We start from the raw sequence: 24962 nt of genomic DNA on the forward strand, positions 1-24962 counted from the left end.
TCGGTCAGGCAGGTGCGAAAGTCATCGCCACGCCGTTCATGCAATAGCGCAGGCCGGTGGGCGGCGGGCCGTCGTCGAACACATGGCCCAGGTGGCCGCCGCAGCGGCGGCAGTGCACCTCCGTGCGCAGCATGCCCAGGCCCAGGTCGCGGCGCGTGCGGATGGCGCCGTCCAGCGGCTTCCAGAAACTGGGCCAGCCGGTGCCGCTCTCGAACTTGGTCTTGGACGAGAACAGCGGCAGGCCGCAGCCGGCGCAGGCAAAACTGCCGGCGCGATGCTCCTGGTTCAGCGGGCTGTAGCCGGGGCGCTCGGTGCCTTCCTGGCGCAGCACGGCGAACTGCGGCGCCGAGAGCCGGGCGCGCCACTGCGCCTCGGTGTAGTTCACCTCGAAGACCTCCGGCGCATCCGCCGGCCCCGCGAAGGCGAAGCGGCCGATCGTGCCGGCGGCAGCGGCCGCAGCGGCGACGGTGAGCAGCAGGCCGCGCCTTGTCGTTGCGATGTTCGTCATGATCAAACCCCCGTGGTCTGTTGTCGAAGCGTGCCGCCAGCTTAGGCAAGTTGCGCTCCGGAAGTCCTCACGAAGAGTTCAATAAAACGTTAGAACTCGCCGGCGACGAAGCCCGCACAATGCCGCGATCATGAGCACCGCCGCCCGCCGAATCCTGCTCGTCGAAGACGATGCCCACATTGCCGACCTGCTGACCCTGCACCTGCGCGACGAGGGTCTGGAAGTGGTCCACTGCGCCCGCGGCGACGAGGGCCTGGCGCAACTGGAGCGCGGCGGCTGGGACGCGCTGGTGCTGGACCTGATGCTGCCCGGCGTCGACGGCCTGGAGATCTGCCGCCGCGCCCGCGCGATGACGCGCTACGTGCCGGTCATCATCATCAGCGCGCGCTCCAGCGAGGTGCAACGCATCCTGGGCCTGGAACTGGGCGCGGACGACTACCTCGCCAAGCCTTTCTCCGTGCTGGAGCTGGTGGCGCGGGTGCGTGCGCTGCTGCGCCGCGTCGACGCACTGGCGCAGAACGCGCGTCTGGAGGCGGGCAGCCTCAGCATCGCCGGCCTCAACATCGACCCGGTGGCGCGCGAGGCGCGGCTGCGCGGCCAGCGGCTGGACCTCACACCGCGCGAGTTCGACCTGCTGTATTTCTTCGCCCGCCAGCCCGGCAAGGTGTTCTCGCGCAGCGAACTGCTCGATGCCGTCTGGGGCTACCAGCACGAGGGCTACGAGCACACGGTCAACACGCACATCAACCGGCTGCGCGCCAAGGTGGAGGCCGACCCGACGCAGCCCGCGCTGATCCTCACCGTCTGGGGCCGCGGCTACAAGTTCGCGGCCGAGGCGGAAGGGACGTCGTCGTGATGGCGAAGCTGACGCTGACGCAGCGGCTCTCGCTGGTCTTCGCGCTGCTGCTGCTGGTGTGCAGCGGCACCTCAGGTTGGCTGCAGCTGCGTGCCAGCCGCATGCACGACCTGGAGGTGGTGCAGGGCCTGTCGCGCGACGTGGCCGCCAGCATCGGCCGCGACGTGCAGCTCACCGACGCCAACGGCCTGATGCCCGGCGCCGTGCGCAACCTGTTCAGCCAGATGATGCTGGTGAACCCGAGCGTGGAGGTCTACCTGCTGGACCCGGCAGGCCGCATCGTCGGTCATGCCGCGCCGGAGGGCCGGCTGCTGCGCGAGCAGGTGGACCTGGGCCCCGTGCGCCGCTTCGTGGACGGCGCGATGCTGCCCATCCTCGGCGACGACCCGCGCAGCGCGGACGGGCGCAAGGTTTTCAGCGCCGCACCGCTGCGGGTGGACGGCCGCGAGGTGGGCTTCGTCTACGTGGTGCTGCTGGGCCAGGCACACGACCTCTACGCCTCGCGCGGCTCGGCCGGCGCGGTGCTGCGCACGGCGCTGATGTCGATCGCGCTGGTGGCGGTGCTGTGCCTGGCCGCGGGCCTGATTGCATTCCGCCTGATCACCCGGCCGCTGCGCCAGCTCACCGAGGAGCTGCGGCATTTCGACATGCAGGGCGGAGCCCCCGCCGCGGCACTGCCTGAAGCGCCCACCGCCGCCGGTGACGAGATCGCCGTGCTGGCCGGCACCTACCGACAAATGCAGGCACGCATCGGCGAACAGTGGCAGATCCTCACCCGCCAGGACCAGGAACGCCGCGAACTGATCGCCAACGTCTCGCACGACCTGCGCACGCCACTGTCCTCGCTGCACGGCTACCTGGAGACGCTGCTGCTGAAGGACGCGACGCTGGACGCCGCTGAACGTAAACGTTATCTCGGCATCGCACTGGACCAGAGCCGCAAGGTCGGCACCCTGGCGCAGAGCCTGTTCGAGCTGGCGCGGCTGGAATACGGCTTCGTCCAGCCCGAGCCCGAAGCCTTCTCGATGACCGACCTGGTGCAGGACGTGTTCCAGAAATTCGAGCTCGCCGCCGGCGCCCGCGAGGTGGCGCTGAAGGCCAGTTTCCCCGCGCAACTGCCCGCGGTGCGGGCCGACGTCGGCATGATCGAAAGAGTGCTCGGCAACCTGCTCGACAACGCGCTGCGCCACGTACCGCCGGGCGGGGCGATCGAGGTGGCGATGGCCGCGCCGCGGGCGGGCGAAGTGGAGGTGACGGTGAGCGACACCGGGCCGGGCATCCCACCCGAGCTGCGCGAAGGCCTGTTCCTGCGGCCCTTCACCATCGGCGGCGCGCGCCGCGACGGCGGTCTGGGCCTGCGCATCGTGCATCGGATGCTGGAGCTGAACGGTAGCCGGATCGAGCTGCTCGATACCGATACGGCGGGCGTTGGGGCAAGTTTCAGGTTTTGCTTGCCGGTGGGCGCTACTGCCGCGGTGCCGGGACTCGCCCCGGCGGGCGACTCACTTTCTTTGCTTCGCCAAAGAAAGTAAGCAAAGAAAGGCGACCCTGCTTCCGCCGCCCTCCGCTTCGCTACGGGTGCCCTGCGATGCTCGCGACTTGGGCCCCGCGCCGAACTCACTTCGCTACGCTCCGTTCAAACATGCGGCGCGAAGTCAGTTCACGAGGTTCGCTTCGCTCACGGTCCCAAGCCGCTGCGCTTCTCGGCGGCTGCACAAGGGGCCCGAACAGCCGAATGCTCGAAGCGCGGCAGCTCGTCAGGTATTCGGCTGTTGGCAGTAGGGGCGGTTTCTTTGCTTACTTTCTTGGGCGCCCAAGAAAGTGAGTCGCCCGCCGGGGCGAGTCCCGGCACCGCGACAGGAGACCAACCCAGCCATAACCGCCAACCCGAGCGCCATCTCGACTCCGCAGATCGCACGTCCGTCGTATCCAGCCAACTATCGCGATCAGTGTGACCATACGGCCCCGTCAGCCAGACTTTGCCCGCCAACACACAAAGGATCTGTCCCATGACCGCCACCCTTGCCTACGCCGCCCAGGACGCCATCACCGCGCTGGGGCCGATGAACATCGAGCGCCGCGAGCCCGGGCCGGATGATGTGCAGATCGAGATCCTGTACTGCGGCGTCTGCCATTCGGACCTGCACACCGCGCGCAACGAGTGGAAGAACACGATCTATCCCTCGGTGCCCGGCCACGAGATCGTCGGCCGCGTCAGCGCCGTCGGTGCCGACGTGACGCGCTTCAAGGTCGGTGACATCGCCGGCGTCGGCTGCATGGTCGACAGCTGCCAGCATTGCGCCTCCTGCGCCGACGATCTCGAACAGTACTGCGACAACGGCTTCACCGGCACCTACAACGGCCCCGCCTTCGGCGGCGACAACACCTACGGCGGCTACTCCAGCCGCATCGTCGTGCGACAGAAGTTCGTGCTGAAGATCACCCACGACCTGGACCAGCTGGCCGCCGTGTCGCCGCTGCTGTGCGCCGGCATCACGACCTATTCGCCGCTGCGGCAATGGGGCGTGCAGAAGGGGCAGAAGGTCGGCATCGTGGGCCTCGGCGGCCTCGGGCACATGGGCGTCAAGATCGCCGCGGCGATGGGGGCGCACGTGGTGCTGTTCACCACCTCCGCCGGCAAGGCCGAGGATGCCAAGCGCATGGGTGCTGCCGAGGTCGTGATCTCGAAGGACGCGCAGGCCATGGCGGCGCATCAGGGCAGCTTCGACTTCATCCTCAACACGGTCGCGGCGCAGCACAACCTCGACCCCTTCATCGCCCTGCTGAAGCGCGACTGCACGATGACGCTGGTCGGCGCGCCCGAACATGCGCACCCCTCGCCCAGCGTCTTCGGCCTGATCTTCAAGCGCCGCCGCCTGGGCGGCTCGCTGATCGGCGGCATCCGCGAGACGCAGGAGATGCTGGACTTCTGCGCCGAGCACGGCATCGTCTCGGACATCGAGATGATCGCCATGAAGGACATCAACGCCGCCTACGAGCGCATGCTCAAGAGCGACGTGAAGTACCGCTTCGTGATCGACATGGCCACGCTCGGCGCGGGCCAGTAATCGCCTTCTTCGTCAGGCAGCGACGCCGAGGATCACGCTCGATGCCTTGAAGATCGCCAGCGCTTCGCTGCCCTGGGCCAGACCCATGGCCTGGGCGCTGGCCAGCGTGATGATCACGGCGACCTGGATGCCGCCGGCCAGTTCCAGCACGACCTCGGTGTTCACCGCGCCGTCCGTGACCTTCGCAACCTTGCCCTTGAGCTGGTTGCGCGCGGACAGACGCACGCCGTCGCAATCGCTCATCAGGATGATCGACGAGGCCTTGACCAGGGCGAAGGCGCTGGCGCCGGCCGCCAGCTTCATGCTGTTGCGGCTCTCGCGGGTGACGGTGGCGACGATCTTGTGACCGCCGGCGACTTCGAGTTCGACTTCGTCGTTGATCGCGCCTTCGCGGATGGCGCTGACCTTGCCGGCGAATTGGTTGCGTGCGCTGGTTTTCACGGGATGGGTTCTCCGGTAGGTGACGGGTTGCAGATGAGCTATGCCCGCATTTTCCCATCCCGTTGGATCGCTCTCGCCTTCAGCGCCCACCATCCCGCCCACGTTTCCGCAGGACCTCGCCACTCAGGGCCACCGGCACCGCCGCGCGCATCGCGGCGAGGAAGTGCCTGACCCGGGCCGGCGTGTGCTGCAGGCGCGGGTAGACGAGCCAGAGCGGCAGGGGTGCCGCCTGCCAGGTGGGCGCGATGTGAACCAGGTCGCCCCGGTCGATGTCCTCGCGCAGCACCCATTCGGAGGCGACGCAGACGCCGAGTCCGCGCAGGGCAGCGCTGCGCAGCGCGAACAGGTTGTCCGTGATGACCCGGGGCCTGAATCGCACCTCGACCGCCTCCGAAGACTCGGCCTCCCGCAGCTCCACACGATCCCGCGAGTAGGGATGCTGGCCGATCCAGGGCAGGTTCGCGAGCTCGTTCGCGTGCATGGGAAGCTGCTTGCCCAGCAGGCGCGGCGACGCAGCCACGATGCGCGGCACCTCGGCCAGCAGGACCGCCACGGCGGACTCGGTGGTGACCTCGCCCGCGTGGATCGCGCAATCCACCTTGTTGGCCACGAAATCCGGCGTCCGGTCGTGCAGCGTCCATTCGATCGAGATGCCCGGGTAGCGCTCCAGGAAGTCGCCGAGCGCGTCAACGAGCTTGGCCTGGCCGAACGCGTGTGGCACGACCACGCGCAAGTTGCCGCGCGGCTCGTCGTCTTCGCCGCGCACGTCCGACTCGAACTCGGCCCATTCCGCGAGCAACGATTTCGCGCGCTGGTAGCAGCGCTCGCCGTCCTCGGTCAAGGTCATGCTGCGCGACGAGCGCGCCAGCAACTGCAGGCCCAGCTCACGCTCCAGCGCCTGGAGCCGGCGGCTGATCGTGGGCGGCGTCGAGTCGAGCTGCGTGGCGGCGGCCGAGATGCTGCCGGCCTCCACGATGCGGACGAAGGTTTCCAGCAACGAGAGCCGGTCGGTGTTGTTCGGGCTGGCGTTCATGTCGTTCTTCTTCATCCGTGCGTCGGACGTAAGGCTGGGTTGTCGGCGAGCCCTCTACCGGGCCGGCGGTGAATTCCGCAAACTGCCGGCAAGCATTCGCGAATGCGACCTCCCACAAGCCTTTGAGTATCCAAGATGAACACCACCCACACCCTCCCTTCCGGCTCGACGGCGGCGCCGCCGAGACCCCTCTCCGCCGCACGATTCCGCCTGCTCGCCTTCTGCGTCGGCGCGGTCGTTGCGAACATCTACTACGCGCAGCCGGTCGTCGACGCCATCGCGCGCTCGTTCGGCCTGTCCATCGCCGCGGCGACCAACATCGTGTCGCTGACGCAGATGGGCTATGCGCTGGGCCTGTTCCTGATCGTGCCGCTGGGCGACCTGCTGGAAAGCCGGCGGCTGATCGTCATCTCGGTGCTGGCATCCAGCGCGGCCTTGGCGATCGCCGCATCGTCCAGCACGCCGGGCCTCTTCCTGGCCGGATGCCTGCTGATCGGGCTCAGCTCGGTCTCGGTGCAGGTCATGGTCCCGCTGGCCGCCCACTACGCGCCGCCGGCCGAGCGCGGGCGCGTGGTCGGGAACATCATGAGCGGCCTCGTCGCGGGCATCCTGCTCGCCCGGCCGCTGTCGAGCCTGGTCGTCGACCACTTCGGCTGGCGAGCGATCTTCTGGACCGCGTCGGCGCTGATGCTCTGCGTCGCCGTGCTGATCGGCCGCTTCGTCCCTTCCCGGCAGCCGCGCTCCGCGGTCGGCTACGACGCGCTGATCGCCTCGCTCGTCCGGCTGCTGAAGGAGACGCCCGTGCTCCGCCGCCGCGCGCTGTACCAGGCGAGCCTCTTCGCGGCCTTCTCGATGTTCTGGACCACGATTCCGATCGAGCTGGTCCACAAGCACGGCTTCTCCCAGTCGCAAGTGGCGCTGTTCACACTCATCGGCGCGACAGGCACGCTCGCCGGCCCCTTCGGCGGCAGGCTCGCCGATGCCGGCAGGGCGCGCTTCGCGACACTGCTCTCGCTGGGTGGCGCGGGCCTCAGCCTACTCGCGCTGGCCGCACCGTCGCTGACGGGCAGCGTCCTCGTCATCGGCCTGGTCGCCGTCGCCTTCGATTTCTGCGTGCAGATGAACATGGTCGTCGGGCAACGCGCCATCTTCCAGCTCGCCGAAGAACACCGCAGCCGCCTCAACGCCCTCTACACCACGAGCATCTTCATCGGCGGGGCGGTCGGCTCCTCGGTGGGCGGCAGCCTCTATGCGACCGGCGGGCTCGGCACTGCGGCGCTCGCGGGCGGCGTGCTGGCGCTGTTGATCGGTGTCCTTGCCTTCGTGATCGAACCTTCGCGGGACTAGTACCGGGAGGTGGTCAGCACCATCCGGAACCTGACATCACCCGACTTCATGCGCTGGTAAGCCTCGGCCGCCCGCTCGAGCGGCATCCGCTCGATCATCGGCCGCACGCCGGCAAGCACGCTGAAATCCAGCGCCTTCTCGGTCTCGAAGGGCGTGCCGGTCAGGGAGCCCAGCACCCGGTGCTCGCCGACGATCAGCGGCCCCGTGGCCACCGGCAGCGGATCCTTGCCCGCGCCGAGCAGGACGATGCTGCCGGACGGCGCCAGCGCACCGAGCAAGGCGGAGACGGCATCCGCGTGCCCGACAGTACTGATGATGGCCTGCGCGCCACCGAGAGCCCGCAGCCACGCGACCGCATCCTCGCTCCGGGTGTCGACGAAGTGATGGGCGCCCAGCGCCAGCGCGTCGGCGCGGACGTCCTCGCCACGGCCGATGGCGATCACGCGAAAGCCCATGCGCCGGGCGTACTGCAGGGCCATGTGGCCCAGGCCGCCGATGCCCAGGATGGCCACGGTATCGCCAGCCTGGGCACCGCATTTCCTGAGCGCATTGAAGGTCGCGATGCCGGCGCACAGCAGCGGCGCGGCGTCCTCCGAGTCGAGCGCATCGGGGATGGCGACCAGGCCCGTGGCGCGCGCCAACATCAGCTCGGCGTATCCACCGTCGCAGCTGGAGCCAACGTAAGGTTGCGCGCTGCACAGCTGAAACCGTCCCTGCCGGCAGGCCGGGCAGACCTGGCAATGTCCGCCGAGCCGACCGACGCCGACGCGCTGGCCCACACGCCAGATCGGCGGAACCGCGGTGCCCAGCGCCAAGATGCGACCGACCACCTCGTGGCCGGGCACGCGAGGCAGTGCCTCGGCGGGCACGGCACGCTCGATGTCCCCCACGTCGGCACCGCAGATGCCGCACGCTTCCACGGCGATGAGGACTTGGGAGGCTGCGGGCGTTGGCGTCGGGCGTTCGACCAGCTCCAGCACGCCGGGCCGCGACACCTGCATCGCGCGATAGGTGGGTTTCACGGGCACTCCTTCGAGGGCTTGTTCGATGGACATGAGGACAGCCAGGCATCGACGCCGCGGCGCGATGCGTCCACCGCTCCGGCAAGGTAGCCCGGGAACTCGGCGGACCACTCGCTGGCGATGCCCGTCAGCCGCCCGTACCACGGGCCGGCGATGGCACCGGTTTCCGGCTGGCGCAGCGCATGCCCGGCGTTGGCTTCATCGGCAGCGGTGCTGGTGAAGGGGTCCACCGACCAGTCCTTGAAGAACTCTTCGCGCGGATGTGCGGCTCGTGGTCCGAACAGGCGAGTCAGCTGGGCCTTGCAATGCTGAAGCAACTGCTGCTGCGGTACGCGCCGCCGGACCTGCGCCGGCACGCCAAGAAAGCCGAACAGCGCGGCCGGCCCTTGCGGCACGGAGGCATCGTGGATTTCGCCCAGCGGACCGCGCGCGCTGCGTGCACCGCCGGACAGGCCGGCCTCGCGCCAGAACGCGTGGTCGTAGACGGCCACGTACTTGGCGTGAGGGGCCATCCAGGTGGGCGTCTCGCGCCAGCTGCGGGCCAGGGCGGGCGGCAGCGCGGGCGTGAACCCAATCGTGGCTTCCGCCAGGCGCGGCGACAGCGCGAGCATCACATGATCGACTCGCCAGCTCGTCGGCTCGCAGTCCAGCTCCACCTGCTCGCCAACGCGGCGCATGCGGCGCACGCGGTGACCGCCGCGCAAGTGGCGGTCGGGGATGCGCTGCTGCAGTGCTTCGACCAGCGATTGCATGCCTCCGGGCAGGCGCATCGCGGCGGGAGCGCTCGCGTATCCGGGAACCCGCATCGGGACTCCCTGCTGGGCTTGCTCGACCAGCAGATCACCCTCCTCGAACTGCGCGAAGGGTCGTAGGCCCAGATCGACGATGAGCTCGTGCAGTTCGGGTTGGAACTCGGGCCAGTACCAGGTCGGGCCGAGATCGAAGCCGCCGGCCGAGCTGATGCGCCCGCCCGGCGCAGTACGAGCTTCCAGCAGAACGAAATCCTGCACGCCAGCCCGCAGCAGGCACAGCGCCGCGTGCAGGCCGCTCAGCCCGCCTCCAACGATGGCGATACGTGCGGTGTTCATCGGCGCGCATCGCCCAGGTGGCCGGTCTTCAGGTACAGCAAGGTGCCGGCATCACCGCCGCGCAACTCCGAGCCAGGCGCCGGCAAGCGCAACCAACTACCGGGCTCCAGGCGCTGGCCCGGCATCGACAGCGCGCCTTCCAGCACGAGCAATTCCGCGCCGCCCGAGGCGTCGAGAGCCAACAGCAATCCCGGCGGCAAGCGCTCCAGCCGGACCTGCTCGCCAGCGCTGTCGAACAGCGGGCAGATCGAACCTTCGCCGGCCTCGCGCCAGTTGCGCGGGTCTCGCGTATCGACCCTCAAGGCACTCCGCTCGTCCGCGCCCATCTGTCCGAGCTTCACGAAGATCAGCGCGCCCTCGCAGCTCGACGGGCGGTGCGCCGAGCCCGGCGGGTTGCGCAGATAGCAGCCGGCCGGGTGATCCTCGCCGTCCGCGGAGAAGGTGCCCGACAGCACCAGGATCTCCTCGCCGCCCGGGTGCGCGTGCGCGGGGAACTGCGATCCCGGCGCGTAGCGCACGAGGCTGGTGGCCCGCGCCTGCTCGCCGCCCACGCGGTCCAGCATCACGCGCTCGACACCGGCCTGCGGCGATCGGGTCCAGCAGTGCTCGTGCGCACGCACCAGCGCGGCCTGGGAGAAATCGGCGCGGATCAGCATGGTCGTCGCGGCACCGGGCTAGGCCTGCGGCAACTGCGCGTGCGCTTCGAGCACGCGTGCCGAGTGGGTCAGCGCCGCGCCGGCGTTCAGGGCGATGGCCACGCCGAGCGCTTCCGCGATCTCCTCGCGCGAAGCGCCGTGCTCAACGGCCTTCTTCGTGTGCACGGCAATGCAGCCGTCGCAGCGCGTGGTCACGGCCACCGCCAGCGCGATCAGCTCGTGCATCTTGGGCTCCAGGCGGCCGGTCTTCGCGCCGGCGCTGTCGATGATCGCGAGGCCGCGCATCACGTCGGGGCTCAGCTGAGCGTAGTCGCCCACGCGCCCCAGCAAGGCGCCGCGGTAGTCGTTCCAGTCTTGCATCATGGTCTGCTTCTCCTTGTTGATCGATGCGGGCTTCAGTTCCGGCCGGCCATCACGCCGCCGTCCACGTCCCAGATGGCACCGGTCACCCAGCTGGCCTTGTTCGACAGCAGGAAGACGATCACTTCCGCGACGTCCTGCGGCGTGCCCACGCGGCCGATCGGGTGGAAGGCGTTGAAGCCCTGCAAGGTGCTGTGCACCTCGGCCTTGGGGATGAAGCCTTCGTAGATCGGTGTCTGCACGACGGCCGGCGAGACCGCGTTGACGCGGATCTGCTGGGGCGCCAGCTCCATCGCCAGGTGCTGGGTCAGCGAGTGCAGGCCGGCCTTGGCCATCGAGTAGGCCGAAGACGGCGTCGCCGCGATGGCCTGGCGCGCCCACATCGAGCCGATGTTGACGATGGCGCCGGGCTTGCCCTGCGCCACGAGTTGGGCCGCCACGGCCTGCGTGATGAAGAAGAAGGCCTTGTTGATCTGCATGTACTGCTCGTAGTCGGCCGTCTCGTGCTCCAGGAAGGGCTTGGGGAAGAAGACGCCGGCCGCGTTGACGAGCAGGTCGATGTCGCCGTGCTCGGCCTTCAGCGTGCGCAGCAGCGCGGTCAGGCCGTCTTCGGTGCTCAGGTCGGCTGTCACGCCCCAGACCTGGCCGAGCGACGACAGCCCCTGGAGCGCCTTTTCGGTCTTGTCGGCACGGTGGCCCACGATCACGGCGCTGCCGCCGTCTTCCAGCACCTGGCGGGCCACGGCGAGACCCATGCCGCTCGTGCCGCCGACGACCAGCAGCTTGCGGCCCTTGAATTGATGGCTCATGAAAACCTCTCGTGAATAAATGAATGAAGATCGACCTCATGGAAAGAAAAACCTCTCCATATCGAGCGACTGGTCATTCTTCTGAGCTTCAACAGCGGAGACAAACGAGTTAAATTGCTTCTCATTGAAAGAAAAACTTCCTCGCAATGAAGGCCCCCGTCCATCTCAACGCCCTGCGCGCCTTCGAGGCCAGCGCCCGGCACCAGAGCTTCTCCGTGGCCGCGGAGGAGCTGAACGTGACGCCCGCGGCCGTGGGGCAGCTGGTGCGGGCGCTGGAGGACTGGCTCGGCACGCCGCTGTTCCACCGCAACAGCAGCGGCCGCGCCCGCCTGATCGCCACCGAGGCGGCCGAACGCGCGCTGCCGGACATCCGCGCCGGCTTCGATCGCCTGATCGTCGGCATGGAGCGGCTCAAGGAGGCCGGCCAGCACGGCCTGTTGACCGTGACGGTGAGCCCCGCCTTCGCGGCCAAGTGGCTGCTGCCGCGCATCGAGGGCTTCCAGCTCGCCTGGCCCGACATCGACGTGCGCCTGGACACCAGCCTCAAGCCGGTGGACTTCCTCGCCCAGCGCATCGACGTCGGCGTGCGCTACGGCGCGGGCCAGTGGGCCGGGCTGAAGGCCGACAAGCTGATGGACGAGGAGGTCTATCCCGTGTGCTCACCCCGTCTGCTGGAGGATGCCTCACGGCTGCAGCGCCCGGGCGATCTGCGAAACGAGACGCTGATCCACGACCTGTCGATGGAAGGCCATGCCGATTTCCCCGGCTGGGACACCTGGCTGCGCGCCGCAGGCGTCGAGGGCTCGCTGCCCGGGCGGGGCATGAAGATCAACAACTCCGCCGCGGTGCTGCAGGCCAGCGCCGAGGGCCACGGCATTGCCTTGGCGCGCAGCGTGATGGCGCAGGAAGACGTGCAGAGCGGCCGCCTGGTCCGTCTGTTCCCGGAGGTGTCCCTGGTCTCGCCGCTGGCGTACTACGTCGTCTACCGAGACGACTGCGCGGGCCTGCCTCGGGTCGCGGCGTTCCGGGAATGGCTGGCCGAAGAAGCGCATCGCACCCCTTGACACCTCCCGCTCATGTGTACTACTGTACTAGTACACACAGGCCATGAGCGACATCGACCTCTTCTTCAGCATCAACACCGGCTCCACCGAGCCGATCTACCGGCAGCTGGTCGAGCAGCTGCGTCGGCGGGTCGCGAGTGGGCAGCTGGTGGCGGGGCAGGAGATTCCATCGGTGCGGGAGCTGGCGCAGGCGCTGGCGGTGCATCCGATGACGATCTCCAAGGCCTTCGGGCTGATGGAGGCGGAAGGACTGCTGGAGCGGCGGCGCGGGCTGCCGATGGTGATCGCGGCGCAGCACCGGCGGGCGCAGTCCTCGGCCTCGCGGGTGGAGCTGCTGCGGCCGAGCCTGGAGCGAGCCGCCGCCGAGGCCTTGCAGCTGGAGCTGCCGGCTGCGCAGGTGCTGGACCTGTTCGCGAAGGTGTTGAAAGAGCAAGGAGCTTCCTGACCATGAACGACACGTTGTCCTCCCCGTCGATCGCGCTGCATGGCACGCCGGCGCTGCCCAGCCCCTCGGCCGAGCTGGCCGGCCTGCAGCTGGACTACGGCTCGCGCAGCGTGCTGCGCGGGCTGGACTGGCAGCTGCTGCCGGGCCAGGTCGTGGGGCTGCTGGGTCGCAACGGCGCGGGCAAGACGAGCTTGCTGGAGGCGCTGCTGGGCCTGCGCGAGACCACGGCGGGCAGCGTGCGCCTGTTCGGCCAGCCGGTGACGCAGCTGGACGATGCCAGCCGCGCGCGCATCGGCTACGTGCCGCAGCAGAGCGATCTGTTCGAGTCCTTCACGGCCAAGCAACTGCTCAGTTACTTCCGCAGTTTCTATCCGCGCTGGAACGAGGCCAAGGTGGAGGGCCTGCTGTCGCGCTGGGACATCGAGCGCGACAAGCCGATCTCGCGCCTGTCGGGTGGTCAGCAGCAGCGGCTGTCGATCATCCGCGCGCTGGCCCACGAACCGGACCTCTTGGTGCTGGACGAGCCGGTTGCAAGCCTCGACCCGGCCGGCCGGCGCGACTTCCTGCGCGAGCTGGTGGAGCAGGTGCTGGATCGCAGCACGACGGTGGTGTTCTCCACCCACATCCTGTCGGACCTGGAGCGCGTGGCTTTCAACGTGGCCTTCCTGAGCGGCGGCCGGATCGCGCTGCAGGCGCCGCTGGACGAATTGCTCGACCAGACGCGCTTGCTCGCCGGCACACCCACGGCGTTGACGCTGGCCGCGGCCGGCCTGCAGGTGCTGAGCCGCGGCGCAAGCACCAGCGTTGGTGCAGCCACCGGTGGCCGCGAGCGCTGGCTGGTCCGCGGCAATGAGGACCGGGTGCCGGTCGCCATCGCCGGTGTCGAGGTCCAGCGCGTGACGCTGGAGGACCTGTTCATGGAGTTGACCCAGTCATGATGGCCATGCACGCCCACGCGCTGGCCGCGCCATGGCAGCAGCGGCGCAGCGAGGGCACGCTGTGGGTCGTCGCCCTCAGCGTGATCGCTTCGCAACTGCCCTTTGCGCTGGTGGCCTGGCAGATGCGGGAGTTCCCGCTGGAGGGCTTCGCCTTCAGCCTCGCCTTTCTGCTGCAGGGCTGGTGGCTGATGCAGTTCGGCAGCCTGCGTCGGCAGAACCATCCGAATGCCGCACGGCTCGTACCCGGCCACCTGCGCACCTTGCGCGAAAGCCTCGTCGGCCTGTGGCTGCTGATCGCGCTACTGAGCGCCGCGCTGCCCGGCTCGGGCCTGGGCTGGGGCCTCGTCGCGGCGCTGCTGATGGCGGTGCTGGCGCTGTTCTCGGTGATGCCCTGGCTGTGGGTGTCGATGAGCGTGATCCCGCTGGTGCTGTCGCTGCTGGCCAAGGAGCACGCCTTCGACGCGGTGCACGCGATGTGGCGGGCCAGCCCGGCGCAACTGCCGCTGTTCATCGGGGCGATGCTGGTGATGGGCTGGCTGCTGTGCCGGCTGCTGCAGGACGGCGGTGGCGCTCACATGCGACGTTATGCCCGTGCCGAGAAGCAGCAGCGCCCCGGCCGCCTGGGCGAGGGCCGCCGGCTGCCGCCGGGCCCCATCGGCGACCGGCTCGCCGTGCTGTTCAACGCGCCGCTGGCGGCCTGGCGCCGCCGCGTGATCGCCCGCGCCGTGCCCACGCAGCGCAGCCGGCTGGCGCGGCTGGACCTGGCGCTGGGATCGCACTGGGTGGGCCAGCTGGTGGGCGGCACGATCTTCATGCTGGTCTTCAGCTTCAGCACGGCCGTGGCCTGGTTCGGCTTCGGCTACTCGATCTGGCACATCCGCGGCGAGAGCTCGATCGGCCTGATCATCGGCGCGATGAGCGCCTTCGTGCTGCCGATGCTGGGCCTGCGCTCGAGCCTGCTGCGCACGCGCCGCGAGCAGGCGCTGCTGATGCTGGTGCCCGGCATGCCGCGCGGTGCGGTGCTGAACCGCGCGCTGGCGCGTCGCCAGCTGCTGCGCCTGCTGCTGGGCTGGGGTGGGGCGATGCTGTTCATCACGGGCTTCAGCATCGGCACACCGATCTTCTGGTCCTGCATGGCCTACGGCCTGGCCTGCCTGCCCTGGGCGCTGTCCATGCTGTGGTGCGACTGGGCTCGGCTGCCGCACGCGCCCTCGGGCGCGTCGCAGACCCTGCCGACGCTGATGATGACCGGCTCGGCCCTCGGGGCGATGGCGCTGCAGCGCACGCTGGCGCCTTCGCCGATCTGGCTCGCAGGCCTGGCGCTGGCCACGCTGGTGCTGGCCCTCTGGCGCTGGCAGCAGATCGGCCGCATGCCGCAGGCGTTCCCGGCCGGCCGGCTGAGCGCCTGATGGCCGGAACCTTCGCGAGGCGCTGGCTGCCGCCGCTGCTGATCTGGGTGGCGGCCGGCGCGTTGATGCGCTGGGTCGACGGGCAGTCGGAGCTGGCCCACATCGGCAACCTGGCGCTGCTGCTGGTGCTGGCCGCCGCGCTGAGCAGCCGCTGGCTGCCGCTCGGCTGGGCGCTGGCCGTGGACCTGTTGGCGGTGCTGGCCTTCAACGCCGCCTTCATCGAGCCGCGCGGCAGCTTCCTCGTGGAGCTGCGCCTGCACGCCTGGCTGCTGGCGACGATGCTGGCGATCAGCTGGAGCACCGCCGGCCTGATGGCACGGCTGCGCCAGCAGGCCGAGCTGGCCGGCCGCCACGCGCGCGAGGCCGAGCGGCTGCGCGTGTTCAGCGAGGCCCTGCGCGATGCGGGCGACGCCGCCGCCCAGGCCGATGCGCTGCGCGAGGCGCTGCAGGACCTGGCCGGCACGCCCGCGCGCCTGCTGGTACTGAAGGACGCGCTGCCGCGCAGCGATGACGACACCGCCGCCCTGCCACTGGACCCTGCGCTGAGCGCCGACCAGCGCACCGGCCTGTGGCTCAGCGCGCGGCGCTCGCTGGCCTTCGGCCCCGGCACCGGCCGGCACGAGGAGCTGCCCGAGTGGTACCTGCCGCTGCGCGGGCGGGCCGGCAGCGGCGGCGCGGCGCTGATCGCCGTTCCCGCCGGAGCGCTGTCACCCGACCCCGCGCTGCGCGCCCAGGCGCAGCTGCTGTGCGACCAGCTGGGCCTGGCGCTGGAGCGCAGCGCCACCGAGCGCGCCGCCCAGCAGGCACGCGATGCCGTCGACCAGCAGGGCCTGCGCAATGCGCTGCTGGCCGCGATCTCGCATGACTACCGCACCCCGCTGGCCACCATCATGGGCGCTGCCTCGGCGCTGCAGGAGCAGGACGAACGGCTGAGCCCGGCGCAGCGGCGCAAGCTGGCCGCGGCGATCGTCGACGAATCGCAGGCGCTGGCGCGGATGACCGACAACACCCTGCAGATCGCGCGGCTCGACGCGCCCGGCGTCACGCTGAAGACCGACTGGGAATCGGCGGAGGAGCTTGTCGGCGCCGCGCTGCGCCGCGTACGCCAGCGCCACCCGGAGGCCCGCGTGCGCGCCCGGCTCGATGACGGCCTGCCGCTGCTGCGCTGTGACGCCGTGCTGCTGCTGCAGCTGCTGGACAACCTGCTGGACAACGCGCTGAAGTACGGCGGCGAGGGCGGTGCCGAGATCCGCGTGACGCAGTGCGACGGATTGCTCACACTCGCCGTCCGCGACCGCGGCCCGGGCGTGCCGCCGGCCTGGCGGGAGCGCATCTTCGACGTCTTCCAGCGCGGCAGCGCGGTCGCCGATCCCGAGCGCCCCGACGCCGCCACGCGCCGCGGCGCCGGCGTGGGCCTGGCCGCCTGCCGCGCCATCGCGCGCGCGCACGGCGGCGAGTTGCGCTACCGTGCGCGCAGCCACGGCGGCGCCAGCTTCGAATGCCGGCTGCCGCTGCCCGCCCCCAACGAACTGCCGATGACATGAGCCTTGCCGTCCTGCTGGTCGAAGACGAACGCGAACTGCGCGCCACGCTGGCCGAGAGCCTGCGCGTGGAGGGCTACGAGGTCCACACCGCCGCCAGCCTCGCCGAGGGCCTGGCACTGCTGGCCCACGCGCCGGTGGACCTGGTGCTGCTGGACCTGGGCCTGCCGGACGGCGAAGGCGAGCAGTTGCTGACGCAGCTGCGGCGCGAACGCTCGACGCCCTTGCTCGTGATCTCGGCCCGCGAGCAGGACGGCCAGAAGGTGCGCCTGCTGGACGCCGGTGCGGACGACTATCTCGTCAAGCCCTTCAGCGTCAGCGAGCTGCTGGCCCGCATGCGCGTGGCGCTGCGCCACCGCGGCCGCAGCCTGCAGCCGGCGGTGACGCGCTACGAGCAGGGCGGCTTGCTGGTGGACCTGACGGCGCACCGAGTGTGCCTCGCCGGCGAGGAGCAGCACCTGACCCCGACGGAGTTCAAGCTGCTCGCCCGCCTGGTGCGCAGCGCCGGCCAGGTGGTGACGCACCGCGCGCTGCTGGCCGACGTGTGGGGCCCGGAGTACATCGATCACACGCACTACCTGCGGCTCTACATGGGCCAGCTGCGCGCCAAGCTGGAGGCCGAACCGGCCGATCCGCAGCGCCTGCTGACGGAGCCGGGCGTGGGTTATCGACTGGTGTAGGTCGGGAAGTCCGTGAAGCCGACTTCGCCCTGGCGCGTGTAGTAGGTCGAGCGGTCCGCCTCGGTCAGCGGCCAGCCGTGGCGCAGGCGCTCCACCAGGTCGGGGTTGCCCACGAACGGCCGGCCGAACGCGATCAGGTCCAAGAGCCCGGTGTCCAGCGCCGCCTGCGCGCCCGCCCGGCTGGCGAAGCCGCCGCACCAGATGATCGTGCCGGGGAACGCGGCACGCACGCGCGCCAGCACGGCATGGTCGATGTAGCGGGACTGGAACTCGGCCGTCTCCATATTGCCGGTGGGCATCAGCTCATAGATCAGGTGCAGGTAGGCGACGCCGCGGCGGCCCAGTTGCTCGGCCAGGTACAGCAAGGTTTCCTCGGGCCGGGGATCCTCGGGCATCGAGTTGAACGCGCCGAACGGCGACAGCCGCACGCCGACACGGCCCGGGCCAAGGCGCCGCACCGTGGCGTCGACGACTTCCATCAGGAAGCGGGTGCGGTCCTCGATGCTGGTGCCGCCGTAGCGGTCGGTCCGGGTGTTGAGCACCGGGTTCACGAACTGGTCGAACAGGTAGCCATTGGCGGCGTGCAGCTCCACGCCGTCGAAGCCCACCGCGCGCGCATCGGCCGCGGCCTGGGCGAAGGTGTCGACCAGAGCAGACACTTCTTCCGTGGCCATCGGCCGCGGCGTACCGGCGCGGATGTAGCCGAGCTTGCCGTGCTCGTCGTGCGCGAACACGTCCGAGTTCTCGGCGGCTTGCGCGGTCACGCCCCAGGGCGCCTCGCCGCCGGGCATCAGCGACGGATGCGCCATGCGGCCGACGTGCCACAGCTGCGCGAAGGCGATGCCGCCCTGGCGGCGGATCTCGTCGGTCACGCGGCGCCAGCCGGCGCGTTGGGCCTCGGAGTGGATGCCCGGCGTCCAGGCGTAGCCCTTGCTCGAAGGCGCCACGTCGACGGCCTCGGTCACGATCAGGCCCGCGCTTGAACGCTGGCCGTAATAGGTAGCCATGAGATCGGTAGGGACGTCGCCCGGCGCGGTGCGCGTACGGGTCATGGGCGCCATCACAATGCGGTTTTTCAGCGGAACGGTGCCGCCGAGCGATAGGGGATCGAACAGGTCTGCCACGGGTCTTCTCTTCCTTCAGTGAAATCCAGACCCGAAGGCTAGAGATCGCCCGGCGCCTCATCTACACACGGATTGGTCAGCGCTTCCCCATGAAGATCACGAAACGGCTGCCGGGCCTGCCCGTCGAGCGGGCGCTGGGCGTCCTGTCCGGGCGCTGGAAGGCGGTGTTGTTGCACACGCTGGGGCAGCAGGGCCCGCAGCGCACCTGCGACCTGGAAAAGCGCATCGCCGGCCTGTCGCAGAAGGTGCTGATCGAGCAGCTGCGCGCGCTGGAGGAGCACGGGCTGCTGCGCCGGCAGGCCGTGGCCGGCGAACCGCAGGGCATCGAGTACCTGCTGACCCCGCTGGGCGAGAGCACGCTGCCGATCCTGGAATCGCTGATCGACTGGGGTGCCCACCACGCGGGCGAGGTCGGCGAGCTGGACCGGCTGCTGCCCTGCGAGGCGGTCGTCAAAAACCACTAACGCTCAACCTCGACGGCACGCATCCTTATGCGTTCCTGATGCGCGCGCGTGCACGATGCGCGCCATCATGTCCGCATCCTCACCCTCCACCCCCCACGCCCCGCAGCGCCACGGCCTCGCGGCGCTGACCCTGGGCGCCATCGGCGTCGTCTACGGCGACATCGGCACCAGCCCGCTGTACACGGTGATCGAGGTGTTCCAGCCGGCCACCGGCATCGCGCTGAACGCGCGCAACATCACCGGCGCGATCTCCACCATCCTGTGGGCGCTGATGCTGGTCGTCACGCTGAAGTACATCGTGCTGATCCTGCGGGCCGACAACCGCGGCGAGGGCGGCGGCCTGGCGCTGACGGCGTTGGCGACGAAGGCGGTGGATTCCAAGCCGAAGCTGCGCCGCTGGCTGCTGCTGATGGGCGTGTTCGGCGCCACGCTGTTCTATGGCGACAGCGTGATCACGCCAGCGATCTCGGTGATGGGTGCGATCGAGGGGCTGGAGGTGGTCGCCCCGCATCTGGACCGCTACGTGCTGCCGATCTCGCTGGCGGTGCTGCTGGGTCTGTTCCTGATCCAGCGCTTCGGCACGGCGGCCGTGGGCAAGGTGTTCGGGCCGGTGATCACGCTGTGGTTCGGCGTGCTGGCCGTCAGCGGCGTGCATCAGATCGCGCAGCAGCCGGAGATCCTCGCGGCGCTGAACCCGCTGCATGCCTGGGAGTTCCTGACCGAGCGCGGCTGGAAGCTCTTCGCCGCGCTGGGCGCCATCGTGCTGGCGCTGACCGGCGCGGAGGCGCTGTACGCCGACATGGGCCACTTCGGTCGCGCGCCGATCCGGCTGGCCTGGGGCGTGCTCGTGTTCCCGGCGCTGGCGCTGAACTACATGGGCCAGGGCGCGCTGCTGATGCGCGACCCCACGGCGATCCAGAACCCCTTCTTCCGCCTGTTCCCGGAGCAGTTGGTGCTGCCGGCCATCGTGCTGGCGGCGCTGGCGGCGGTGATCGCCTCGCAGGCGGTGATCTCGGGCGCCTATTCGATGACCAAGCAGGCGATCCAGCTCGGTTTCCTGCCGCGCATGACGGTGCGCTACACCTCGGCGCGCGAGGCCGGGCAGATCTACGTGCCGGCGGTGAACTGGGCGCTGCTGGCCGGCGTGATCGGCGCGGTGCTGCTGTTCCGCAGCTCGTCGGCGCTGGCCGGCGCCTACGGCATCGCGGTGACCTTGACGATGATGATCACGACGGTGCTGACCTGGTTCGTCATCCGCGACGGCTGGCGCCTGCCCAAGCGGCTGGCCCTGCCGGCAACGGTAGGCTTCCTGGTGCTGGACACACTACTGGTGGCCGGCTGCGCCATCAAGTTCCTCGATGGCGGCTGGTTCCCGCTGGCGCTGGGCCTGGGTCTGTTCGTGATCATGAGCACCTGGGCCCGCGGCCGCGAGCTGCTGTTCTCGACGATCCGGCGCGACGGCCTGGAGCTGGAGCCCTTCATCGAGAGCCTGGCGCTCGGTGGTGCCCACCGCGCCTCGCGCACCGCCGTCTACGCGGTGGCGAACGTCGACACCGTGCCGCAGGCGATGCTGCACAACCTGAAGCACAACCAGGTGCTGCACGAAGCGAACGTGATCATGACGGTGGTCTTCCAGGACCGCCCCTTCGTGCCCGACGAGGAGCGCATCGAACTCAGCACGCTCGCCCCGGGCTTCTGGCGCGTGACCGTGCACTACGGCTTCATGGACCAGCCCGACGTGCCCCGCGCGCTGGCGCTATGCGAGCCCGTTTCCCAGGGCGCGCTGCGCATCCCCGTGTTCGAGACCAGCTATTTCCTCAGCCGCGAGACGGTGGTGCCCACGCCCGGCGCCGGCATGGCCAACTGGCGTGAACGCCTCTTCGCCACGATGACCCGCAACGCGGGCGGTGTGGCGGAGTTCTTCAGGCTGCCGGACAACGCGGTGGTCGAACTCGGCACACGGGTGCAGATCTAGAGCGGCAGCTCGGTGTAGTAGCGCCCGCCGTGGAAGATCAGCGGGTGCGCGCCGGCCCGCGCGTCGCAGCATTCCACCTCGCCGACGAAGATGACGTGGTCGCCTTCCTCGTAGCGGCTGCGGTTGGCGCATTCGAAGGTGGCGGCGGCGCCTTCGATCACCGGCGCGCCGCCGGCGCCCTCGCGCCAGTCGACGCCGGCGAAGCGGTCGATGTCGCGGGTGGCGAAGCGCTTGGCCAGATCCATCTGCTCGGCCGCGAGGATGTTGATCGCGTAGTGCGAGCCACGGCTGAAGACGGGCATCGAGCCGGCGCCGCGGGACAGGCTCCACAGCACCAGCGGCGGGCTCAGCGAGACGGAGTTGAAGGAGTTGGCGGTCAGGCCGACCAGGCTGCCGTCCTCGCCGCGCGCGGTGATGATGGTCACGCCGGTGGCGAACATGCCCAGGGCGGCGCGGAATTGCTGGCTGTCGAAACCGATGGTCTTGTGATGCGGACGCATGGCGCCATTGTCATGCCTGAGAATGGCCGCTCGTCCTCGCCACTCACGATTGGTCCTGCTGTACGACATGACTCCTGATTTCGACCTGCCCGCCTGCAGCTGCTGTTTTCAACGCCGACAAGTGCTGTTCACCGGCCTGCTGCTCGCCGCGGGCGGTGCGTCGGCCCAGCAGCGGGAGGGCGTGGACGTGGGCGAGAGGAGCCGTTTCACCAAGCTGGTGCCGGCCGAGCAGGTCGAGAATGCCGGCGCGCAGCAGTACCAGCAGATGCTGCAGCAGGCGGCCCAGCAGCGCGCGCTGGCGCCGCAGAACCATCCGCAGCTCATACGGCTGCGCGAGATCGCCAAGCGGATCATTGCGCAGGCGCCGGCCTGGAATCCGCGGGCCAAGCAGTGGCGCTGGGAGGTGAATCTGATCGCCAGCCCGCAGCTGAACGCCTTCTGCATGCCGGGCGGCAAGATCGCCTTCTTCTACGGCATCCTCGAGAAGCTGCAGCTCAGCGACGACGAGGTGGCGATGGTGATGGGCCACGAGGTGGCGCACGCGCTGCGCGAGCATGCCCGCGAGCGCATGGGCAAGAGCGCGACGACCTCGCTGGTGGTCAGCGGCATCTCGGCCCTGCTGGGCCTGGGCAATGTCGGCGACCAAGTGCTGCGCGGCGGTGCCCAGCTGGCCTCGCTGACCTTCAGCCGTGAGGACGAGAGCGAGGCCGACCTGGTGGGCATGGAACTGGCCGCTCGCGCCGGCTACGACCCGCGCGCCTCGGTGACGCTGTGGCAGAAGATGGGCGCCGCCGCGAAGGGCGCGCCGCCGCAGTGGCTGTCCACGCACCCTGCCGGCCCGACGCGGATCCGCGACCTGCAGCAGAACTTGGCGAAGGTGCTGCCGCTGTACGAGCGGGCGGACAAGCCGAAGCAGCGTTTCGAGATCGCGCCGCCCTTGAAGACCAAGGGCTGAGCGCGGGTTTCACCAGCGGGCTGGCAAGTCCTTCAGGCGGCGGTAGCGGCCGTTGGTGACGCGCAGCAGGTACTGGCCCGCTTCCAGGTCCTTGATCAGCTTGGACACCATCTCGCGGGAGCAGCCCAGGCGCTGCGCCATGGCCTGGTGGGTGAGCGCCAGCTCCTCGCCGATCTGCGTTTCTTGCTGCAGCAGCGTCTTCAGCCGGCCGTAGACGTCGTTCAGCGCGAGCTGCTTGGTCGACAGCGTGGCGGCGCGGGCGCGGCGGATCACCTTGGTGAGCAGCTCCAGCGCGAATTCCGGGTGGGCGGAAATGTGGGCGAGCAGGCTGGTGCGCGGCACGATCACGCAGCGCGCCGCGGCCTCGGTGATCACGCTGGCCGAGCGCGGGCCACCGTCGAGGCTCATCTCGCCGACGTATTCGCCCGGGCCGTAGACGCCATAGGTGATCTCGCGGCCACGCGCATCGCAGGCATAGGCGCGCAGGCTGCCGGACAGGATCAGGTAGAGGCTGTCGCCCTGCGAGCCTTCCTCGATCAGCACGGTGCCGCGCCGGTAGCTGCGGGCGATGCCGGCGGCGGCCAGGGCACGCAGGCTGGGCGGCAGCTCGTTGATACCGGGCTCGGCCGGCAAGGCATTGCTAGGGGTGTTCGCGTGAATATCCATCGTCTTAGGTCTTGCGGCGGCGGGCCGCAGGCAGCACGACGGGATATTACGGGAGCGCCGCCTTGTTGCGGCGCGGACACAAGCGCTTTAGTTCAATTCCATGCGAAGTGCGGACATTAGTGGCGGCAGCATCGCCAACTGGCGCAGCAGCTCGCCGATGCTGTCGGCGCCGGACTTCGCACGGATGCTCTGGATCTGCGTGCGCACGGTGGAGATCGCCACGCCCTGCTGCGCCGCCACGTCGCCGGGCCGGGCACCGGCGGACAGGGCCTTCAGCACCTCGGTCTCGGTGGGGGTCAGGCCGTAACGCAGGGCGAACCACTGCGCCGCCAGCTCGCCGCAGAGCTGCCGACGCTCCAGCACTACGAGCACCGCCGTCTGCGTAACGTCGCGATTCAGCGGCACGACGACCACGTTCGCCTTGGCTGCGCCGTCACCGAGCCGCAGCAGGCAGCGCCGGCCGTCATGCTGGGCGCCGTGCAGCGCGTCGAGCAGCGCCGGCGCGTCTTTGGGGTCGCGCGCGCGCACCTGGTTGTCGACCATCTCCAGCGGGTGCTCCGCGTCGAGGTTGCGGCGCGCGGCGAGATTGCAGTGCACGACGCGACCATCGGCCGTCAGCAGCAGCACGCCGTAGTCGAGTTCCTCCAGCACCAGGCTCATCCAGTGGCTGGTCAGCGAGCCCGCATGCCGGCGCTCGGCGCGAGGTCGCCCTTGTGCAGGGGCCGTGGGGGATGTTGGGATGCTGCCTTCCGCATCGGCGGCGCGGGTCTGCTGGGCAAGCGCGAGCGCGCGCGCAGCGGCCGCCTCCGCCAGGTTCTGTTTCGCACTCCACATCGTCGGACTCCCCAATGACTTGCTTTGGATCCCTGATGGACGAAGCCTAGGGGTTCCCTTCCCCCTAATTCTGTAAATTGTTCAAGGCTGCTCCGTGAAAAGTTCACTGGCAACTTTGCAGAACTTAATGTGCGAAAAGTAGCACTTTGTGCGGCGCAAGGCCACTGTCCAGGCGGAATTTTTCGTATGTCAGCGCAGGGTCAGGTCCAGCACCGTGCCGGCGAAGACCGAGAAACCCACCCAGTGGTTCAGCCGGAAGGCCTTGAAGCAGCCCTCGCGGCCGCGGCCGCGGATCAGCGTCCAGTGCCAGACGGCCTGCGCCGCCGCGGCCGCGATGCCCAGCAGGAAGATCCGCCCCAGGCCGAAGCGCAGCCCCAGCGCCGCCCAGCTGCCCAGGTGGATCGCGTAGAAGGCCATCACGCCGATGACGTCGAAGCGGCCCAGCGTCAGCGCGGAGGTCTTGATGCCGATGCGGATGTCGTCGTCGCGGTCGACCATCGCGTATTCGGTGTCGTAGGCCAGCACCCAGAACAGGTTGGAGGCGAGCAGCGCCCAGGCCGTCCACGGCGCCGCGTTGTAGACGCCGGCCCAGCTCCACTCGTTGCCGCCCAACGCCGCGGAGAAGGCCATCGGGATGCCGAAGCTGAAGGCCACGCCCAGCACCGCCTGCGGCATCGAGACCATCCGCTTCGCGTACGGATAGATCAGCGCAACGGCGAGCGCGGCGAAGGACATCAGGATCGTCGGCGCATTGGTCGTCAGCACCAGGCCGAAGGCCAGCAGCGCCAGCGCCGCGCCCAGCAGCAGCGCCTCCTTGACCGAGACGGCGCCGGAGGTCACCGGCCGGTTGGCGGTGCGTTTGACGTGCTTGTCGAAGTCGCGGTCCGCCACGTCGTTGACGCAGCAGCCGGCGCTGCGCATCAGCACGGTGCCGAGCGTGAACACGACGAGCAGGTGCCAGCCGGGCCAGCCGTCGGCGGCGATCCACAGCGCAGACAGCGTCGGCCACAGCAGCAGCAGCCAGCCGGCCGGGCGGTCCCAGCGGATAAGTTGGAGGTAGAGCTGGAGGCGGGTCGGGGAAGTCATGGTCAGCGCCGCCCGGCCGCCCGAAGGCGCTGACAAACCCCCTCGGGGGGCAACGAACGAAGTGAGTGCGGGGGTTGCATGATCTGCATTCTC

General features: G+C 69.7%; 26 protein-coding genes. 13 read left to right on the forward strand and 13 right to left on the reverse strand.

Going from position 1 to position 24962, the window contains the following annotated elements:
• Positions 1–4: 4 nt before the first annotated feature.
• The gene (msrB, locus tag SNE35_RS09060; protein ID WP_320422570.1) at positions 5–508 is read right to left on the reverse strand and encodes a peptide-methionine (R)-S-oxide reductase MsrB; all 504 of its coding nucleotides are present in this window, start codon (positions 506–508) and stop codon (positions 5–7) included.
• A 130-nt stretch (positions 509–638) separates the two neighbouring features.
• On the opposite strand from msrB, the gene SNE35_RS09065 reads away from it, so the two are divergent.
• The 3 genes from SNE35_RS09065 to SNE35_RS09075 all read left to right on the forward strand — a co-directional run bounded on the left by SNE35_RS09065 (position 639) and on the right by SNE35_RS09075 (position 4432).
• Complete coding sequence (locus SNE35_RS09065; RefSeq protein WP_320422571.1) at positions 639–1364, forward strand: response regulator transcription factor; 726 nt, start codon at positions 639–641, stop codon at positions 1362–1364.
• Positions 1364–2896, forward strand: coding sequence for a sensor histidine kinase (locus tag SNE35_RS09070; RefSeq protein ID WP_320423147.1), 1533 nt, complete (start codon positions 1364–1366; stop codon positions 2894–2896). Before SNE35_RS09065 ends, SNE35_RS09070 begins: the two co-directional genes overlap by 1 nt.
• 477 nt (positions 2897–3373) lie before the next feature.
• A complete protein-coding gene (locus SNE35_RS09075; RefSeq protein ID WP_320422572.1) occupies positions 3374–4432 on the forward strand; it encodes an NAD(P)-dependent alcohol dehydrogenase in 1059 nt (352 codons plus the stop codon).
• Between the two features lie 12 nt (positions 4433–4444).
• Here the strand turns inward: SNE35_RS09075 and SNE35_RS09080 are convergent, their stop codons facing one another.
• Positions 4445–4873, reverse strand: coding sequence for a TOBE domain-containing protein (locus SNE35_RS09080; RefSeq protein ID WP_320422573.1), 429 nt, complete (start codon positions 4871–4873; stop codon positions 4445–4447).
• 79 nt (positions 4874–4952) lie between these two features.
• On the reverse strand, positions 4953–5906 hold the full coding sequence (locus SNE35_RS09085; protein ID WP_320422574.1) for a LysR family transcriptional regulator: 954 nt from the start codon (positions 5904–5906) through the stop codon (positions 4953–4955).
• Between the two features lie 135 nt (positions 5907–6041).
• Here SNE35_RS09085 and SNE35_RS09090 point away from each other — a divergent pair, with 135 nt between their 5' ends.
• Entirely contained in the window at positions 6042–7253 is a 1212-nt protein-coding gene (locus SNE35_RS09090) for an MFS transporter (RefSeq protein WP_320422575.1), read from the forward strand.
• On the opposite strand, the gene SNE35_RS09095 is transcribed toward SNE35_RS09090, so the two are convergent.
• The 5 genes from SNE35_RS09095 to SNE35_RS09115 are packed head-to-tail and all read right to left on the reverse strand — an operon-like array spanning position 7250 to position 11188.
• The gene (locus SNE35_RS09095; protein ID WP_431312728.1) at positions 7250–8308 is read right to left on the reverse strand and encodes an alcohol dehydrogenase; all 1059 of its coding nucleotides are present in this window, start codon (positions 8306–8308) and stop codon (positions 7250–7252) included. The genes SNE35_RS09090 and SNE35_RS09095 overlap by 4 nt on opposite strands.
• Complete coding sequence (locus SNE35_RS09100) at positions 8272–9363, reverse strand: flavin monoamine oxidase family protein (protein ID WP_320422576.1); 1092 nt, start codon at positions 9361–9363, stop codon at positions 8272–8274. The genes SNE35_RS09095 and SNE35_RS09100 overlap by 37 nt, the downstream gene beginning before the upstream one ends.
• Positions 9360–10019, reverse strand: coding sequence for a cupin domain-containing protein (locus SNE35_RS09105; protein WP_320422577.1), 660 nt, complete (start codon positions 10017–10019; stop codon positions 9360–9362). The genes SNE35_RS09100 and SNE35_RS09105 overlap by 4 nt, the downstream gene beginning before the upstream one ends.
• A gap of 18 nt (positions 10020–10037) precedes the next feature.
• Positions 10038–10382 (reverse strand): carboxymuconolactone decarboxylase family protein, encoded by a 345-nt coding sequence (locus SNE35_RS09110; protein ID WP_320422578.1) that lies wholly within the window; start codon positions 10380–10382, stop codon positions 10038–10040.
• Positions 10383–10414: 32 nt separating this feature from the next.
• Positions 10415–11188: an SDR family NAD(P)-dependent oxidoreductase gene (locus tag SNE35_RS09115; protein WP_320422579.1), complete on the reverse strand. Its 774-nt coding sequence runs from the start codon at positions 11186–11188 to the stop codon at positions 10415–10417.
• Between the two features lie 146 nt (positions 11189–11334).
• On the opposite strand from SNE35_RS09115, the gene gcvA reads away from it, so the two are divergent.
• From gcvA to SNE35_RS09145, 6 genes are read left to right on the forward strand one after another with little or no spacing between them, the layout of a single operon-like run.
• Positions 11335–12252: a transcriptional regulator GcvA gene (gene gcvA / locus SNE35_RS09120; protein WP_320422580.1), complete on the forward strand. Its 918-nt coding sequence runs from the start codon at positions 11335–11337 to the stop codon at positions 12250–12252.
• A gap of 43 nt (positions 12253–12295) precedes the next feature.
• Positions 12296–12697, forward strand: coding sequence for a GntR family transcriptional regulator (locus tag SNE35_RS09125; RefSeq protein WP_320422581.1), 402 nt, complete (start codon positions 12296–12298; stop codon positions 12695–12697).
• Between the two features lie 2 nt (positions 12698–12699).
• Positions 12700–13635 (forward strand): ABC transporter ATP-binding protein, encoded by a 936-nt coding sequence (locus SNE35_RS09130; protein ID WP_320422582.1) that lies wholly within the window; start codon positions 12700–12702, stop codon positions 13633–13635.
• Complete coding sequence (locus tag SNE35_RS09135) at positions 13632–15044, forward strand: hypothetical protein (RefSeq protein ID WP_320422583.1); 1413 nt, start codon at positions 13632–13634, stop codon at positions 15042–15044. The genes SNE35_RS09130 and SNE35_RS09135 overlap by 4 nt, the downstream gene beginning before the upstream one ends.
• Positions 15044–16588 carry a sensor histidine kinase gene (locus SNE35_RS09140; protein ID WP_320422584.1) on the forward strand — a complete coding sequence of 515 codons (1545 nt, stop codon included), beginning with the start codon at positions 15044–15046 and terminating at the stop codon, positions 16586–16588. The genes SNE35_RS09135 and SNE35_RS09140 overlap by 1 nt, the downstream gene beginning before the upstream one ends.
• Positions 16585–17265, forward strand: coding sequence for a response regulator (locus SNE35_RS09145; RefSeq protein ID WP_320422585.1), 681 nt, complete (start codon positions 16585–16587; stop codon positions 17263–17265). The genes SNE35_RS09140 and SNE35_RS09145 overlap by 4 nt, the downstream gene beginning before the upstream one ends.
• Here SNE35_RS09145 and SNE35_RS09150 read toward each other — a convergent pair.
• A complete protein-coding gene (locus tag SNE35_RS09150) occupies positions 17250–18389 on the reverse strand; it encodes an alkene reductase (protein ID WP_320422586.1) in 1140 nt (379 codons plus the stop codon). The two genes, SNE35_RS09145 and SNE35_RS09150, sit on opposite strands and share 16 nt — an antisense overlap.
• An 89-nt stretch (positions 18390–18478) precedes the next feature.
• Here SNE35_RS09150 and SNE35_RS09155 point away from each other — a divergent pair, with 89 nt between their 5' ends.
• Together SNE35_RS09155 and SNE35_RS09160 are read left to right on the forward strand one after the other, a co-directional pair.
• Entirely contained in the window at positions 18479–18853 is a 375-nt protein-coding gene (locus SNE35_RS09155; protein WP_320422587.1) for a winged helix-turn-helix transcriptional regulator, read from the forward strand.
• Between the two features lie 67 nt (positions 18854–18920).
• Positions 18921–20828: a potassium transporter Kup gene (locus SNE35_RS09160; protein ID WP_320422588.1), complete on the forward strand. Its 1908-nt coding sequence runs from the start codon at positions 18921–18923 to the stop codon at positions 20826–20828.
• Here SNE35_RS09160 and SNE35_RS09165 read toward each other — a convergent pair.
• Entirely contained in the window at positions 20825–21328 is a 504-nt protein-coding gene (locus tag SNE35_RS09165; protein WP_320422589.1) for a flavin reductase family protein, read from the reverse strand. The two genes, SNE35_RS09160 and SNE35_RS09165, sit on opposite strands and share 4 nt — an antisense overlap.
• A 67-nt stretch (positions 21329–21395) precedes the next feature.
• On the opposite strand from SNE35_RS09165, the gene SNE35_RS09170 reads away from it, so the two are divergent.
• Complete coding sequence (locus tag SNE35_RS09170; RefSeq protein WP_320422590.1) at positions 21396–22283, forward strand: M48 family metallopeptidase; 888 nt, start codon at positions 21396–21398, stop codon at positions 22281–22283.
• Between the two features lie 9 nt (positions 22284–22292).
• Here the strand turns inward: SNE35_RS09170 and SNE35_RS09175 are convergent, their stop codons facing one another.
• The 3 genes from SNE35_RS09175 to ubiA form a co-directional block, all read right to left on the reverse strand.
• Complete coding sequence (locus SNE35_RS09175) at positions 22293–22949, reverse strand: Crp/Fnr family transcriptional regulator (protein WP_320422591.1); 657 nt, start codon at positions 22947–22949, stop codon at positions 22293–22295.
• A gap of 87 nt (positions 22950–23036) precedes the next feature.
• Positions 23037–23783 carry a helix-turn-helix transcriptional regulator gene (locus SNE35_RS09180; protein ID WP_320422592.1) on the reverse strand — a complete coding sequence of 249 codons (747 nt, stop codon included), beginning with the start codon at positions 23781–23783 and terminating at the stop codon, positions 23037–23039.
• Positions 23784–23972: 189 nt separating this feature from the next.
• Positions 23973–24869, reverse strand: a complete 897-nt coding sequence (gene ubiA / locus SNE35_RS09185; protein ID WP_320422593.1) for a 4-hydroxybenzoate octaprenyltransferase — start codon at positions 24867–24869, stop codon at positions 23973–23975.
• Between the last annotated feature and the right edge of the window lie 93 nt (positions 24870–24962).

The sequence above is a fragment of the Roseateles agri genome (genome assembly GCF_034043675.1).
In the GTDB taxonomy this organism is placed as follows: Bacteria; Pseudomonadota; Gammaproteobacteria; order Burkholderiales; family Burkholderiaceae_C; genus KK5.